At 47.6% G+C, this 13828-nt stretch carries 15 protein-coding genes; 9 read left to right on the forward strand and 6 right to left on the reverse strand.

Features of this window, described 5'->3' with window-relative positions:
* Window positions 1-110: 110 nt before the first annotated feature.
* Together AR688_RS04650 and AR688_RS04655 are read left to right on the forward strand one after the other, a co-directional pair.
* Window positions 111-1253, forward strand: a complete 1143-nt coding sequence (locus AR688_RS04650) for a sensor histidine kinase (RefSeq protein WP_068231196.1) — start codon at window positions 111-113, stop codon at window positions 1251-1253.
* Window positions 1246-1890 carry a response regulator gene (locus AR688_RS04655; RefSeq protein WP_068229777.1) on the forward strand — a complete coding sequence of 215 codons (645 nt, stop codon included), beginning with the start codon at window positions 1246-1248 and terminating at the stop codon, window positions 1888-1890. The genes AR688_RS04650 and AR688_RS04655 overlap by 8 nt, the downstream gene beginning before the upstream one ends.
* Here AR688_RS04655 and galE read toward each other — a convergent pair.
* Both galE and AR688_RS04665 read right to left on the reverse strand, forming a co-directional pair.
* Window positions 1887-2903: a UDP-glucose 4-epimerase GalE gene (gene galE / locus AR688_RS04660; protein WP_068229778.1), complete on the reverse strand. Its 1017-nt coding sequence runs from the start codon at window positions 2901-2903 to the stop codon at window positions 1887-1889. The genes AR688_RS04655 and galE overlap by 4 nt on opposite strands.
* A 24-nt stretch (window positions 2904-2927) precedes the next feature.
* Window positions 2928-3227, reverse strand: coding sequence for a YciI family protein (locus AR688_RS04665; RefSeq protein ID WP_068231199.1), 300 nt, complete (start codon window positions 3225-3227; stop codon window positions 2928-2930).
* Between the two features lie 198 nt (window positions 3228-3425).
* Here AR688_RS04665 and AR688_RS04670 point away from each other — a divergent pair, with 198 nt between their 5' ends.
* The 3 genes from AR688_RS04670 to AR688_RS04680 all read left to right on the forward strand — a co-directional run bounded on the left by AR688_RS04670 (window position 3426) and on the right by AR688_RS04680 (window position 5483).
* Window positions 3426-4838 carry a sodium-dependent transporter gene (locus AR688_RS04670; protein WP_068229781.1) on the forward strand — a complete coding sequence of 471 codons (1413 nt, stop codon included), beginning with the start codon at window positions 3426-3428 and terminating at the stop codon, window positions 4836-4838.
* A 106-nt stretch (window positions 4839-4944) separates the two neighbouring features.
* Entirely contained in the window at window positions 4945-5190 is a 246-nt protein-coding gene (locus tag AR688_RS04675) for a type II toxin-antitoxin system ParD family antitoxin (RefSeq protein WP_068229784.1), read from the forward strand.
* Window positions 5187-5483: a type II toxin-antitoxin system RelE/ParE family toxin gene (locus tag AR688_RS04680; protein WP_068229785.1), complete on the forward strand. Its 297-nt coding sequence runs from the start codon at window positions 5187-5189 to the stop codon at window positions 5481-5483. Before AR688_RS04675 ends, AR688_RS04680 begins: the two co-directional genes overlap by 4 nt.
* Window positions 5484-5531: 48 nt before the next feature.
* Here the strand turns inward: AR688_RS04680 and AR688_RS04685 are convergent, their stop codons facing one another.
* From AR688_RS04685 to tsaA, 3 genes are all read right to left on the reverse strand, one after another.
* Window positions 5532-7259 carry a proline--tRNA ligase gene (locus AR688_RS04685; RefSeq protein ID WP_068229786.1) on the reverse strand — a complete coding sequence of 576 codons (1728 nt, stop codon included), beginning with the start codon at window positions 7257-7259 and terminating at the stop codon, window positions 5532-5534.
* Between the two features lie 61 nt (window positions 7260-7320).
* Window positions 7321-8388, reverse strand: coding sequence for a Kelch repeat-containing protein (locus AR688_RS04690; protein ID WP_068229789.1), 1068 nt, complete (start codon window positions 8386-8388; stop codon window positions 7321-7323).
* Window positions 8357-9091 carry a tRNA (N6-threonylcarbamoyladenosine(37)-N6)-methyltransferase TrmO gene (tsaA, locus tag AR688_RS04695; protein WP_231731960.1) on the reverse strand — a complete coding sequence of 245 codons (735 nt, stop codon included), beginning with the start codon at window positions 9089-9091 and terminating at the stop codon, window positions 8357-8359. Before tsaA ends, AR688_RS04690 begins: the two co-directional genes overlap by 32 nt.
* A 129-nt stretch (window positions 9092-9220) precedes the next feature.
* On the opposite strand from tsaA, the gene purU reads away from it, so the two are divergent.
* Window positions 9221-10054, forward strand: coding sequence for a formyltetrahydrofolate deformylase (gene purU / locus AR688_RS04700; protein ID WP_068229791.1), 834 nt, complete (start codon window positions 9221-9223; stop codon window positions 10052-10054).
* A gap of 68 nt (window positions 10055-10122) precedes the next feature.
* Window positions 10123-10656, forward strand: a complete 534-nt coding sequence (locus AR688_RS04705) for a hypothetical protein (RefSeq protein ID WP_068229793.1) — start codon at window positions 10123-10125, stop codon at window positions 10654-10656.
* On the opposite strand, the gene can is transcribed toward AR688_RS04705, so the two are convergent.
* Entirely contained in the window at window positions 10657-11313 is a 657-nt protein-coding gene (can, locus tag AR688_RS04710) for a carbonate dehydratase (RefSeq protein ID WP_068229795.1), read from the reverse strand.
* 204 nt (window positions 11314-11517) lie between these two features.
* On the opposite strand from can, the gene AR688_RS04715 reads away from it, so the two are divergent.
* Complete coding sequence (locus tag AR688_RS04715; protein ID WP_068229797.1) at window positions 11518-12936, forward strand: mannose-1-phosphate guanylyltransferase/mannose-6-phosphate isomerase; 1419 nt, start codon at window positions 11518-11520, stop codon at window positions 12934-12936.
* Window positions 12937-13285: 349 nt separating this feature from the next.
* Window positions 13286-13816: an H-NS family histone-like protein gene (locus AR688_RS04720; protein ID WP_068229800.1), complete on the forward strand. Its 531-nt coding sequence runs from the start codon at window positions 13286-13288 to the stop codon at window positions 13814-13816.
* Window positions 13817-13828 lie beyond the last annotated feature (12 nt).

Raw genomic sequence — 13828 nt, forward strand, 5'->3', positions numbered from 1 at the left:
TTGATGCAGCATAACGCTGCAGCTACCCCGGCACAGGTGCCAAAAGTCAGGACTTTTTAATATGACTTTTGGCCTATTGCAGTTGGTTTGAAGCTGCGCATAATGACGCTATGAAAACAAAATTTGATTTTGCCGCGCTTGCGGGTGTCCTGACCTGGCTAATGGTGTATGGCATCAGTATTTTTATTTTGCAAAGGGTTCAGCCCGGCCAAAGCCAGTGGCTGATTCATTTGTTGTTTCTGATTTACGGCGGCTTGTTTATAGTGCTTACGCGTGAACAGTCTGACTTTGGCCTACGTGGCCGTTTTGGCCCGCCACTATTGATACTACAGCTACTATTGGCATTTGCACTGCTGTGCCTGTTACCTGGGCGGTATTTTGAATTTTTGCCGATTCTGACCGTGATCTGGGCGGCGATGCTGCCTTTTGTGATGCGTACCGTGCAGGCTATGCTGATTGTGATAATCGTTGTGGTGAGCTGGTTTATTATCGTTGCCTGGCAAAGTGGCAATACTGTGTGGATCACTGCCTTGCTGTACGGCAGTTTCCATCTGTTTGCCGTGTTAGTGCAAAGCAGCACCCGCGATGCCGAAAAGGCCAAAGAAGAGCTGGAGCAAAAGCATCAGCAACTGCAGGCAACTCAGCAGTTACTACAAGCTGCCTCACGCCAGAGTGAACGCACCCGTATTGCCCGTAACTTGCACGATGTGGTAGGGCACCATTTAACTGCGCTAACCATCCAGCTGCAGGTAGCCAGCCATATCACGCAGGGCAAAGCCAAGATACAGGTGGATAAATGCCATCAACTGGCAAAACTATTGCTTTCAGACGTAAGAGAGGCGGTAAGCACCATGCGCCAGTATGCCGGTGTCACCTTGCTGGATGCAATAACACCGTTGCTTGCTCTGTTGCCAGAGCGGCTTGGAGTAAAGCTGCAGATCCCACCCGACATTATGCTTAATGATTTACATCAGGCACAGCATTTACTGTGCATGGTACAAGAAGCTATCAGTAACAGCCTGAAGCATAGCGGTGCCAGCCAGATCTATCTTATTGCCAGTGTAAAACTGCAGCAGTTACAGCTGGTTATTTATGATAACGGCAGTTTGGCGCCACACTGGCAGCCGGGCAATGGCATTAAAGGTATGCAAGAGCGGCTGGCCGAGTGTGGCGGGCACTTGCAACTGGGTAAACAGCAGCAGGCCATTCAGCTTACTATAACGCTGCCTTATATTGAGGGTGATAATGCATAAGGTCTTGTTGGTAGACGATCAGAAATTGATCCGTGATGGCATAACCAGCCTGCTGGCGTTATCGGGCAAAGTAGAAGTTGTGGGTGAGTGCGCAGATGGCTCTGGTGTAGTGAACGCCTGTATAGCGCTACAACCCCACGTCGTTTTGCTGGATTTATCAATGCCGGTGATGAATGGGGTGCAAACACTGGCTGCCTTACAACAGGCTGATATTAACATCCCGGTGTTAATTCTTACCACTTTTGATGAACACGAGCTGGTATTAAAAAGTATTGCACTGGGTGCTCGTGGCTTTTTATTAAAAGATGTATCACTGGACACCTTAGTGCAGGCCATAGCCACTTTAGCGGCTGGCGGTAGCTGGTTTGCGCCCAATATTACTGAGCGCCTGCTGGGCAGCGTGCGTGGCAATAAAACCAGCTTTACTATGCCGGTACAACTGGAACCACTAAGTGATAAAGAGTTAGAGATTCTGCAATTAATGGCGGCGGGTTACAGCAATAAAGAAATTGCCGCCGCGCTTTATAAATCGGAAGGTACAGTAAAAAACCAGTGCTCAGCCATTCTTGCCAAACTAGGAGTGCGGGATCGCACCCGGGCCGTATTGCTGGCACTGGAGCTTGGGCTAATCAGCTAGCCTTTATAGCCATTAGGGTTAGCCGACTGCCAGCGCCAGCTGTCACCGACCATATCATCCAGTGTTTTTTCTGCCTGCCAACCCAGCAGCATTTTAGCTTTAGTTGGCTCGGCGTAGCATACCGCTATATCACCGGCGCGGCGCGGCGCTATCTGGTATGGCACTGCTACGTTGTTCACCTGGCTAAAAGCTTTTACCATATCCAGCACACTGTAACCGGTGCCGGTACCGAGGTTTATTGCTTCAATGCCATTATGCTGTTCAAGATACTGCAGCGCTTTAACATGGCCGCGGGCCAAATCAACTACATGAATATAATCACGCACGCCGGTGCCGTCATGGGTTGAATAGTCATCACCAAATACACTGAGTTTGTCGCGCTTACCCACGGCGACCTGAGAGATAAACGGCATCAGGTTATTTGGAATACCGTTAGGGTCTTCACCGATACGGCCGCTGTCGTGCGCCCCCACCGGGTTAAAGTAACGTAACAGGGTAATGCCCCAGTCGGGCTCGGCGCGAACTAAATCTTCCAGAATATGCTCGATCATCAGCTTACTCTGGCCATAAGGGTTAGTGGCTGAGCGCGCTGCTGTTTCCGGGATGGGCACTTGTTTAGCATCGCCGTATACGGTAGCAGATGAACTAAACACCAGTTTTTTCACCGCAAAATCGCGCATAACACGGCACAAGGTAACAGTGCCGGCAACATTGTTGTCGTAATAATGTAGCGGTATCTGGGTAGATTCACCCACCGCTTTTAATCCGGCAAAGTGTATTACAGCGCTGATCTTGTAGTCGGTAAACAGCTGGCGCAGTGCCTGCTCATCACGGATATCACCGGTAATACTGGTAATACTTTTGCCGCTAAGCTGCTCTACCCGGTGTAAAGCCGCGTCTGAGCTATTGCTGAAGTTGTCAAAGCTCAGCACTTTATAACCAGCGTTCAGCAGTTCCAGCGCGGTGTGGCTGCCAATATAGCCAGCACCACCGGTTAGTAAAATATGGCTCATACCAGTCTCCTTGTAATGTTGGCCTTAAGGCAGAACTTTCTTAAAAGGTTTAACCGTTGACCGGGCGTAAACGCCTGCTGCCAGATAAGGATCGGCATCTGCCCAGTGCTGTGCATCCGTTAAAGACGCAAATTCTGCTACCACTAATGAGCCGCTAAAGCCTGCACTGCCTGGGTCCAGGCTGTCAATGGAAGGTAAAGGCCCGGCTAATAACAGGCGGCCTTCAGCTTTTAGCTGCTCTAAACGGGCCAGGTGTGCCGGGCGGGTAGCCAAACGCTTATCTAAACTGCTGGCAACATCTTCAGAGTAAATCATATAAAACATGGGAAAGTCCTTCTGCAGCGCTGATTTTAACTGGCGCACCTTAGCAGATCCTGAACGTTGTTCCAACGACATTGAACGCATCGGAGCAGTACAGGCTAGGATTTGCTGCAACAGCCTGTTAGCATGCAGAGCGCTATAACAATAACCGGGCAAAGCCCCGGTATTCTAATAAGAAAAATTCAGGGAGTCCGCGTAGCAATGAAACGTGAACAATTCAGCTCAAGCCTGGGCTTTGTGCTGGCAGCAGCCGGTTCAGCCGTAGGTATTGGTAATCTGGTCGCCTTTCCGGTGATGGCCAGTAAAAACGGCGGCGCCGCCTTTTTAATCATGTATGCCTTTTTCGTCTTCTTTATCTGCTTGCCGGTCATGCTGGCCGAGATGAGCTTAGGCCGTCATACGCGACAAAATCCGCTGGGTGCCTACACTGAAATTGGCCAAAACCGTGCCTGGCGCACTGTTGGCTGGATGTCAGTTATTACGCCTTTTATGATTGGCGTGTTTTATCTGGTGATCACGGTATGGATTTTTGGTTATCTGGCTAAATCGATCATGGGGCAACTGAACGAGCTTGCCGGGCCAGACAGCTTTGGTGTGTTTATTAACAGCAATGAGTTGTTTGTCTATATGGTTGTGGTGATTGGTCTGACGTTCTTAATTCTGCAAGGCGGCGTAAAGCAAGGCATAGAAAAAGCATCACGTATATTAATGCCAATGCTGTTTATAATGCTGATTGCGCTGGTGATTTACGTAATGACACTGGACAACGCCATGCTGGGCGTTAAGTTCTTTCTGATCCCCGAGTTCGATAAACTGACTGGCAAGGTGTTAAACGGTGCTCTGGCGCAGGCGTTTTTCTCGTTGTCACTGGCCATGGGTATCTTAATTACTTACGGCTCGTACATTCAGAAAAACAATAATATTGTGCATGCCGGTAAAATGGTGGCGGGGTTGTCGGTGTTGGTGGCGTGCTGTTCGGGTTTACTGATTTTGCCTGCAGTATTTTCGTTTAATCCTGACATCCAGTTAAGTACCTTGTCTGAATCCAGCATCAGTATGATTTTCACCTTTTTACCAAAAATCTTTTTAGCCATGCAGGCCGATATTGGTTATTTCGGTGCCAGCTTTATTGCCGGGTTCTTCTTTCTACTGGTATTTTTTGCTGCACTAACATCCCTGGTATCAATTATTGAAGTGCCGGTGGCCAGTTTAATGGACGGTAAAGGCGTAAGCCGGCGTACAGCCTTGTATTCGTTAGGTGCCGTAATGATACTGTTATCGGTTATTTCGGCTTTATCATTTGGCCGGGTTGAAATGTTTAGCAACCTGCTAAGCTACGGTGGCGTGAATAAGTCATTTTTCGATCTGGTGTATGACATCTTCTACGAAACCATACTGCCGCTTAATGGTTTCCTGTTATGCCTGTTCGTCATTTACCGCTGGAAGAAGCATAATCTGGACGCTGAAATCAGCCAAGGTAACAGCACTTTTGCCGGTTCCTTACTGCAAAAATACGTTAACTTCTCGCTGGGTACCTTTATCCCGCTGATCCTGGCGGTGATTTTTGTCAATACGGTATCGACGATTTTCTTTGGTAAAAACCTGCTGTTTTAAATAAACAGATGTATGAGCAAGGGCAGCTTCGGCTGCCTTTTTTAATCGTTAAGTTTGCCGGAGTCTGATTATGTATTAATATTTAATACAATTTATTGGAGGCATTATGGCACGTAATACATCAGTAACCCTTGGCGAGCATTTTGATCACTTTGTTGCTGAGCGTGTGAAGCAGGGGCGCTATCAGTCTGTTAGCGAAGTCGTACGCGCCGGGTTGCGCTTGCTGGAAGAAGATGAAATTAAGCTAGCACAGCTACGGCGTAAGCTGGAAGCTGCCGAGTTAAGCCCTGTGATAGATAACTTCGATGAGCAGCGTTTTGTCGCCGAGTTACAGCAGAAATACGGTAAATGAAACGGCGCTATCAGCTTAGGCAACATGCCAAAGATGATTTGGAGCAAATATGGTTGTATAGCGCAGAGCAGTGGGGCAAGGCGCAAGCGGATCGTTATCTGTCTCAGTTGTTTCACTGCCTTAACCAATTAGCACATAATCCCGGGCTTGGTAACAGACGGGAGGATGTCCGGGCCGGCTATTTTAGTTTCAGCATATTGCAACATCGGGTGTTTTATCTGCCGGGTGATACCGGCATTGATGTGATAGCGATAATTCATCAGCGGATGGATGTAAAATCAGCCAACATTTAAAAACAAAAGGCAGCGAACTCGCTGCCTTTTCTGTTTTTACACCAGCGTTTATTTCGCCAGTTTATGCGCCATGGCTTCAACTACGGCAGAGATGTCGAGCATTTCTTTCTCACCGCTACGGCGGTTTTTGTATTCCACCTGCTGGTTGTCGAGGTTACGCTCACCAACAACGATGCTATGCGGAATACCCATCAGCTCCATATCAGCAAACATTACGCCGGGGCGCTCTTTACGGTCGTCGAACAGCACTTCAAAGCCCGCTGCCGTCAGCTCGTTATATAAACGCACTGTGGCTTCTTCAATGCGCACTGATTTATGCATATTCATTGGTATTAAGGCAATTTGAAACGGCGCTATGGCATCAGGCCAGATAATGCCGTATTCATCGTTATTTTGCTCAATAGCCGCGGCGATAATACGTGACACACCCACACCATAACAGCCCATAGTCATGATCTGGTGTTTGCCTTCTTCATTCAACACGCCAGCTTTCAGTGCTTGTGAGTAGCGATCGCCTAACTGGAAGATATGGCCGACTTCAATACCGCGTTTTACCACCAGTTTACCTTTGCCGCACGGGCTGGCATCACCTTCAACGATATTGCGTAAATCTGCCACGCTGTAATCTTTAATATCACGCTCCCAGTTTACGCCGGTTAAGTGATAACCGTCTTTATTGGCACCGCAGATAAAGTCGCTCAGGTGAGCGGCGCTGCGATCAACAATAACCGGAATGGGCATGCCAACCGGGCCCAGTGAGCCAGGGGCAGCGCCAATAGCAGCACGGATTTCTTCCTCGCTGGCAAATACCAGCGGGCTTTGTACCTGTGGCAGTTTTTCGGCTTTGATTTCGTTTAGCTCGTGATCGCCACGCAGTACCAGTGCTACCAGTGTTTGTGGCGCTTTATCATCGGCTTTAGCGGCGTAAACAATCAGGGTTTTGCTTACCAGCGCCATATCCTGCTGTAACAAGGCTGCGACATCGGCCACGGTTTTTGCATTAGGCGTAGCCACTTCTGCTAAAGCCTGTGTAGCAGCTGCACGTTCGCCCTGTGGTGCTAAAGCTTCGGCCATTTCGATATTGGCGGCATAATCGCTTTCATCTGAAAACGCGATAGCATCTTCACCTGAGGCTGCCAGCACATGGAATTCATGTGACATACTGCCGCCAATAGCGCCGGTGTCGGCCAGTACCGGCCGGAAGTCTAACCCTAAGCGGCTGAAAATATTACAATAAGCCTGATACATTGCATTGTAGGTTTGCTGCAGGCTGTCCTGGCTTAAATGAAAGGAGTAAGCGTCTTTCATTAAAAACTCGCGCGCGCGCATCACACCAAAGCGTGGCCGGCGCTCATCCCGGAATTTAGTCTGAATTTGATACAGGTTCAGTGGCAGCTGTTTATAGCTGGTAATTTCGCGGCGAACCAGATCTGTAATCACTTCTTCATGCGTTGGCCCAAGAACAAAGTCGCGGGTGTGTCGGTCTTTAAAGCGCAGCAGCTCGGCATCCATTTTGTCCCAGCGACCAGACTCCTGCCACAGCTCTGCCGGTTGCACCATCGGCATCAGTACTTCAATCGCGCCGGCTTTGTTCATCTCTTCACGCACAATTTGTTCTACTTTACGCAGCACCCGCACGCCGGTGGGTAAGTAGGTATACATGCCCGATGCAACACGGCGGATCATGCCAGCGCGCAACATTAACTTGTGGCTGATAACTTCGGCATCGGCCGGGGTTTCTTTGATGGTGGATAGTAAGTACTGACTGCTGCGCATCGTAATTCCGTATGGGTACTGAAAAAATTGCCGCCATTCTAGCAAGGCGGCACAGGCAATTCTATTGGAGTTTTATCGGGTGTTTAATCAGCTTGCCGCTAACCTGTTGGCCACTTGTCATACCACCGACAGAGTACACCTCGCCATCTATCTCTATCAGGCTTCTTAAATCCATTACCGGCGTAGTATCTGCTGCTGTTAGCCAGCGTTTTTCCCCGGGAGAAAATACCCACACTTTACTATCGGGCTCTGAGGCTGTGCCGTTATAGCCAACGCCATTGTAATTGTATGGGTTCGTGCTGCCGCCGATAAACACCAGCATATCTTTACCATCCACTTTGGTATTAATGCCCGCCATGCGATACCGTGCGGTACCGGTTGGATGCTCAATAACCCGCCAGTCGATCTGGTTAGCATTACTACCTACAGTGCCTAAATAGCAAGCCGGTTCACTTTTATACTCACGCTTTTTATCGGCGTAATACTCTAATACTACCCCATCACATACCAACATTTGGTTGTCTGCCATAGCGGCTGCTAAACCAAATACTGGCTTGCCTGGAAACGGTGTCGCTTGCGACCAGCGCTGGGTAAAATTATCAAATACCTGGACTAAATTGACACTGCCATGATCGCTCCAGCCGCTTATCAGATAGATATAACGGTTCTGATAGGTTAACGCCACGGCGTCATCTACCGGCACCGGCATATCGTTTAGTTTGGTGTAGCGCTTGGTGATCGGGTCAATACGATAACTGTCTACCGCTGTTCTTTCGCTGCCATCAGCATTGACGCTAAAGCCACCAAAAACAAAAAAGTTACTGTTTAGCGCCACTGCACTGGCGGCAATACGACCATTGATTTTTTGCGTGCTGGGCACCGCTGGCAGGCTTTGCCAGTTAAATTCACCTACAGTGTGCATCCACACTTTATTATGAATGTCGCCATGCTGTTTGCCCGGGCCCAGTCCCATAAAGCTGGCAATATAGGTTTTACCGCGCACAGAGGTGCTGGCAACGGCGTTATTGCTTACCGGTTCGGGTAAATCGGGCAGGGATGTTGCGGATACGGCAACACAGGTTGCTGCAGCTGCCACACTACTCAGGTAGCTGATGGATTTCAGTAACATGGTTATGTTCTCCGTTCACGGTCCATTTAATATTGTAGTTATACAGTGTCATACCATAACTTTGTTCACCGTCGCGCTGTTTTTTATAAGACGGTCTTGGGTCTTGCTTTAACACTTTATCTATAAATACTTGTAAATCAGGATATTGGGTTTGCTTTTGGCAAAATGTGCTGGCGGCTTCACTAAAACTAACCGTCATGGCTGTTTCTGGTGCCGCGTCGGCAAAACCACCTGCGGCGTCAGGCAGTGCGTCGGAGTATGGCAAATAGGGTTTAATATCCACCACCGGGGTGCCATCAAGAAGGTCTATGCCGCTTAGTTTCAGCATCAGTTTACCGTTTTTGCGCTCAACGCCTTCCAGCTTTACTACGGATAGCCCTATCGGGTTGGGCCTGAAAGTAGCACGGGTAGCAAACACGCCTTTGCGGGTATTACCACCCAGGCGTGGCGGACGTACCATCGGTGACCAGCCTTTATCGGCTGTTTCATGAAACACAAACAGCAGCCATAAATGGCTAAAGCTGTCGATACCGCGCAAAATGGCGTCATCGCTGTAATCGCTTTCCAGTACCAGATAGCCGGTTGCTTCCGGAATCAACCCCGGCTGGCGCGGAATAGCAAATTTTTGCTTGTAGGGCGATTGAATATAACCCACCACATTAAACTGATAAGACGCCATATACTCCAAAGCTTTACTGATCAAACGCGACTGCGGGTATTATGCGGTTTTTTGTCGAAACAACAAGTTGAGCAGGACGTCTAAATGTCTTTGACGCTGCAGGTCAAGATGCGGTAAAACAACAGCAGGAATAAAAAACAACAGATGTGAGATATGGAACGCAAAATTTTATTAACGGAATGCCCCGACTCCAAAGGCCTTATCGCGCAGATCACCAATATTTGCTACAAACACCAGCTGAATATTATCCGCAATACCGAGTATGTTGACCCCGTAAGCGGCCGGTTCTATATGCGCACTGAACTCGAAGGCGTATTTAACGATGCTACCTTTTTGTTTGATTTAGACCGGGCCTTACCTCAGGGCTCAGAGCGCAGCCTGGTTAGCCAACGTGCCAAGCGGGTAGTGGTGCTGGTAACAAAAGAAGCGCATTGCCTGGGGGATATTTTAATCAAGGTATTTGATGGCTCGCTGGCACTGGATATTGCTGCTGTAGTGGGAAATTACCCCGAGCTGGAGCAACTGGCTGCCCGTTTTGATTTACCTTATCATCATGTTTGCCATAAAGGTTTAAGCCGCACCGAGCATGAAGCTGCCTTACTGGAAGTAATAAAACCTTACCAACCGGAATATCTGGTGCTGGCTAAGTTTATGCGTATTTTAACTCCGGCTTTTGTCGCGCAGTTTCCGGAAAAAATTATTAATATTCACCACAGCTTTTTACCGGCGTTTATTGGCGCTAACCCTTACCAACAGGCATTTGAGCGCGGCGTGAAAATTATTGGTGCTACGGCACACTTTGTAAATGATCACTTAGATGAAGGCCCGATCATTCAGCAAATGGTTGCGCCGGTGGATCATAATTTCAGTGCTGCTGATATGGCCCGGGCCGGGCGTGATGTAGAAAAAGCAGCACTGAGTAAAGCATTACAGCTGGTGGTGGAAGACAGAGTGTTTGTGCATGGCAACAAAACCGTGATCCTGTAAACGGTGGGTTTTACATTGGTAGGCTTTTCTCTGATACTTGGCTGACAGTCATTTCTGAGTAATACAATATGAGCCGTATCTTTTTAAGTATGCTGTTACTGTGTGTTTCTGCATTGTGTGCGGCTGAACAAGTCGCGCTTCATCCAAAGCTTGAACCATTAAGGCCATACCTTAACCAGCACTGGCAAGGCGACTTAAGCCAACCAGGAGCCGATGCCAAGGTAATTGACCGTTCATTGTGGAGCAGGGCGCTAAATGGCCAGGCAATAAAAACGGTGCATTCCATTAATGATGGCCAGTATGGTGGCGAATCTTTTATTTTCTGGGATGAAAATCAGCAAAGCCTGGCGTATTACTACTTTACCACTGCCGGTTTTTATACTCATGGCACCATGACCTTTGATACACAGGTAGGAGAAATTATTGCGCAGGAAAAAGTGCAAAATAACCAGAATGGTATTACGGAAGTAAAATCATTCAGCCGGATAATGCCTGACGGTACTTTGGATGTGAAATCAAACTATTTGCAAAATGGCAGCTGGGTAGAGGGCCACCGCGCCACCTATAAGCCAGTGGCGCAGCAACAAATTATTTTTAAATAGCTATTTTTCGCTGATATGGCAGTCGGCCAGATCCAGCGTATAAATATCGTCAATTTTATCGGCGCAGGAGTGACTGACACGTAAATCTTTTACCCGGCCATTGCGCAAGCTATATACCCAGCCATGAATGGTTAATGGCTGGCCACGCTCCCAGGCCTCCTGGACAAAACTGGTGTGGCACAGGTTACGTACTTGTTCCATCACGTTTAGCTCAATCAGCCGGTTTAACCGCTCACTGTCGTCGGCAACTTGCTCCAGCTCGTCGCGGTGCATAGAGTAAACATCTTTAACATTACGCAGCCAGTTATCGACAAAGCCAACCCGTTGCTTGGTCATCGCAGCTTTAACACCACCACAACCATAATGGCCAACCACTAAAATATGTTTTACTTTAAGAATATCAATAGCGTATTGCAGCACTGATAAGCAATTCATATCAGAATGCAATACCAGATTAGCCACATTGCGGTGCACAAATAACTCGCCTGGTAACAGGCCTACAATTTCATTGGCTGGTACGCGGCTGTCAGAGCAACCAATCCACAGATATTCCGGTGCTTGTTGCTCGGATAACTGTTTAAAAAATCCCGGTTGTTCTTTTTCAATCCGGTCTGCCCAATTTCTATTATTGACAAACAGCTGTTTAAAATCTGGCATAAACCTACCCTGATCAGAAAAATCGCGACAAGATAGCCGATCTTACCCGCTTTTAGAGCACCGACCAGCTGAAATTAAACTGTATTGCACGAAAACTTACCATGCAGATTAAGTTAATGCCAGCGGCTGACGAAATGAAAGCAATCTCGCTATACTGTGGCAAAAGTTGTTTTATAACGCTAAGTTCAAAAAAAGGAAGCAAAAATGATCCCCGTAATACTGTCAGGTGGCTCAGGCACAAGGTTGTGGCCCTTATCGCGGGCAAAAAAGCCAAAACAATTTCTACCACTGCTAAATGATAAAAGTATGCTGCAAAATACGATTTTGCGGCTAAAAGGCCTGGCGGGTTTACAAGCGCCCATGGTGATCTGTAATGAAGATCACCGCTTTATGGTAGCAGAGCAGCTGCGCGAGCTCAGTGCAGGCCAGCCAACAATCATGCTGGAGCCGGTAGGGCGCAATACGGCCCCGGCAATAGCGGTTGCCGCTATGCAGGCTATAGCAGATGGCGACGATCCACTGCTGCTGGTGCTTGCGGCCGACCATGCTATTAAAGATATTCCGGCATTTCATCGTGCGGTGGAACTGGCAGCACCGGCCGCCAGGCAAGGCAAACTGGTTACTTTTGGCATAGTGCCTACCAGTGCCCATACCGGTTATGGTTATATTCGCCGTGCCGATATTGCTGACAGTACCCTACCAGCCGAAGTTGCCGCGGTGGCCAAGTTCTTTGAAAAGCCGGATTTAGCCACCGCCAGGCAGTTTGTCGACTCTGGAGAGTACTTCTGGAACAGCGGTATGTTTTTGTTTAAAGCCAGCAGCTTTCTTGCTGAATTAAAGCAATATGCTCCGGCTATTATCAGTGCCGCTGAGCAAGCCCTAGCAAATGCCGCCAGAGATTTAGATTTTATCCGGCTTGATAAAGCGGCATTCTGTGCCAGCCCGTCTGACTCGATTGACTATGCCGTGATGGAAAAGTCAGCCAATACCGCTATGGTCGCGCTTGATGCCGGCTGGAGTGATGTCGGCAGCTGGGATGCATTGTGGGAGGTGATGGCCAAAGATGAGCAGGGTAATGCGTGTCGTGGCGATGTACTGCTGGAACAATGCCAAAACAGCTATGTGAATGCTGAAGAGCGTCTGGTGGCTGTTATTGGCCTTGACGATGTCGTGGTGGTTGAAACTAAAGATGCAGTTCTGGTGGCCAGTAAAACACATATTCAGGGTGTGAAAAACATCGTAGCTAAATTACAAAGTTATGGCCGCACTGAAGTGGATCTGCACCGGGAAGTATTCAGGCCATGGGGCAAATATGATTCGGTAGATAATGGCACACGTTATCAGGTTAAACATATTACGGTAAAACCCGGCGCTAAACTGTCAGTACAAATGCATCATCATCGTGCAGAACACTGGGTCGTTGTCAGTGGCTCAGCGTTAGTACGTAATGGTGACAATGAGTTTTTGGTGACTGAAAATGAATCAACCTATATTCCGGTAGGTGTGATCCATTCATTGGAGAATCCCGGCAAAATTCCTCTAGAGCTGATTGAAGTGCAGTCAGGCAGTTATCTGGGAGAAGATGATATTGTGCGGTTTGAAGATAAATATGGCCGCAGCTGAGGCTATACGTTATTAGCTGATTCTGCATATTCGCTTTGGCAATGGCCAGATAGAGCAGCACTGTTGTCAGTTAAGTGCTGCTATATCCTCTCTTTAGCAACACCTCAGGCACTGGAATCACGGCGTGCAGGTTTAATCTTCATAGCGCTAATGTAGAAAATATGCTTAAATTGAATGTATAATTAAAGCAACAAACCCTGTTAATGGAACAAAAAACCGGCAATATTGCTTTAATCTTAACTGAAGCTGAATGAATGATATTGTTTTTGTTGTTTAAGTGTTTTTTATATCTTTATTTTATTAGATAAATTGCTTATCCTTTGGCGATGAATTATTAAAGGAGATGGCAATGTCAATTTTATTAGATAAACGTGAACTAAAGAAAGCAGCAAAAGAACTAACACTAGTTAAACTAACCGACGTTATTGAAACTCTGAACGCGGTGTTAGCTGAGCGTCAGGTAGAAGTTGAGCTAATCACCCAGTTAGAACAGTTCGCTAAAGCTCAGGGCTTTACGATGGAGCAACTAGGCTACAAATTAAATAATGATTTAATCAGCACAGATACGCAGGATGGTCCGGCTAAAGCGGATAAGCGTCCTACCAAACCTAAGTTTAAAACTATCAATAAAGACAGCCAGTACTTTTATGTTGAGAACGGCCAGCTACAGCTGTTGCGTACTCATACCATGAAGAAAGGCTTGCAGGAGCGTGGTATCGACGTAGTTCCTGTAACTAAAGTTGATAAAAAATACGCTAAGCAAATTGATGGTTTAATTGCTGATGCGACAGCGCAAGCGGTAGAAAACTTTAATGCTAAAGTAGATGCCTGGAATGAATGGGCAGCAGCTAATGCTGAAGAAATTCTTACCAAAAAATAATCAAGCGTTTTA

This window comes from Rheinheimera sp. EpRS3 (assembly GCF_001513785.1).
GTDB lineage: Bacteria > Pseudomonadota > Gammaproteobacteria > Enterobacterales > Alteromonadaceae > Alishewanella.

Bases quoted from the DNA above. Each gene is read 5' to 3' on its own strand.
- AR688_RS04650 (WP_068231196.1), top strand. From the start codon at position 111: ATGAAAACAAAATTTGATTTTGCCGCGCTTGCGGGTGTCCTGACCTGG.
- AR688_RS04655 (WP_068229777.1), top strand. From the start codon at position 1,246: ATGCATAAGGTCTTGTTGGTAGACGATCAGAAATTGATCCGTGATGGC.
- galE (WP_068229778.1), bottom strand. From the start codon at position 2,903: ATGAGCCATATTTTACTAACCGGTGGTGCTGGCTATATTGGCAGCCAC.
- AR688_RS04665 (WP_068231199.1), bottom strand. From the start codon at position 3,227: ATGTTTTATATGATTTACTCTGAAGATGTTGCCAGCAGTTTAGATAAG.
- AR688_RS04670 (WP_068229781.1), top strand. From the start codon at position 3,426: ATGAAACGTGAACAATTCAGCTCAAGCCTGGGCTTTGTGCTGGCAGCA.
- AR688_RS04675 (WP_068229784.1), top strand. From the start codon at position 4,945: ATGGCACGTAATACATCAGTAACCCTTGGCGAGCATTTTGATCACTTT.
- AR688_RS04680 (WP_068229785.1), top strand. From the start codon at position 5,187: ATGAAACGGCGCTATCAGCTTAGGCAACATGCCAAAGATGATTTGGAG.
- AR688_RS04685 (WP_068229786.1), bottom strand. From the start codon at position 7,259: ATGCGCAGCAGTCAGTACTTACTATCCACCATCAAAGAAACCCCGGCC.
- AR688_RS04690 (WP_068229789.1), bottom strand. From the start codon at position 8,388: ATGTTACTGAAATCCATCAGCTACCTGAGTAGTGTGGCAGCTGCAGCA.
- purU (WP_068229791.1), top strand. From the start codon at position 9,221: ATGGAACGCAAAATTTTATTAACGGAATGCCCCGACTCCAAAGGCCTT.
- AR688_RS04705 (WP_068229793.1), top strand. From the start codon at position 10,123: ATGAGCCGTATCTTTTTAAGTATGCTGTTACTGTGTGTTTCTGCATTG.
- can (WP_068229795.1), bottom strand. From the start codon at position 11,313: ATGCCAGATTTTAAACAGCTGTTTGTCAATAATAGAAATTGGGCAGAC.
- AR688_RS04715 (WP_068229797.1), top strand. From the start codon at position 11,518: ATGATCCCCGTAATACTGTCAGGTGGCTCAGGCACAAGGTTGTGGCCC.
- AR688_RS04720 (WP_068229800.1), top strand. From the start codon at position 13,286: ATGTCAATTTTATTAGATAAACGTGAACTAAAGAAAGCAGCAAAAGAA.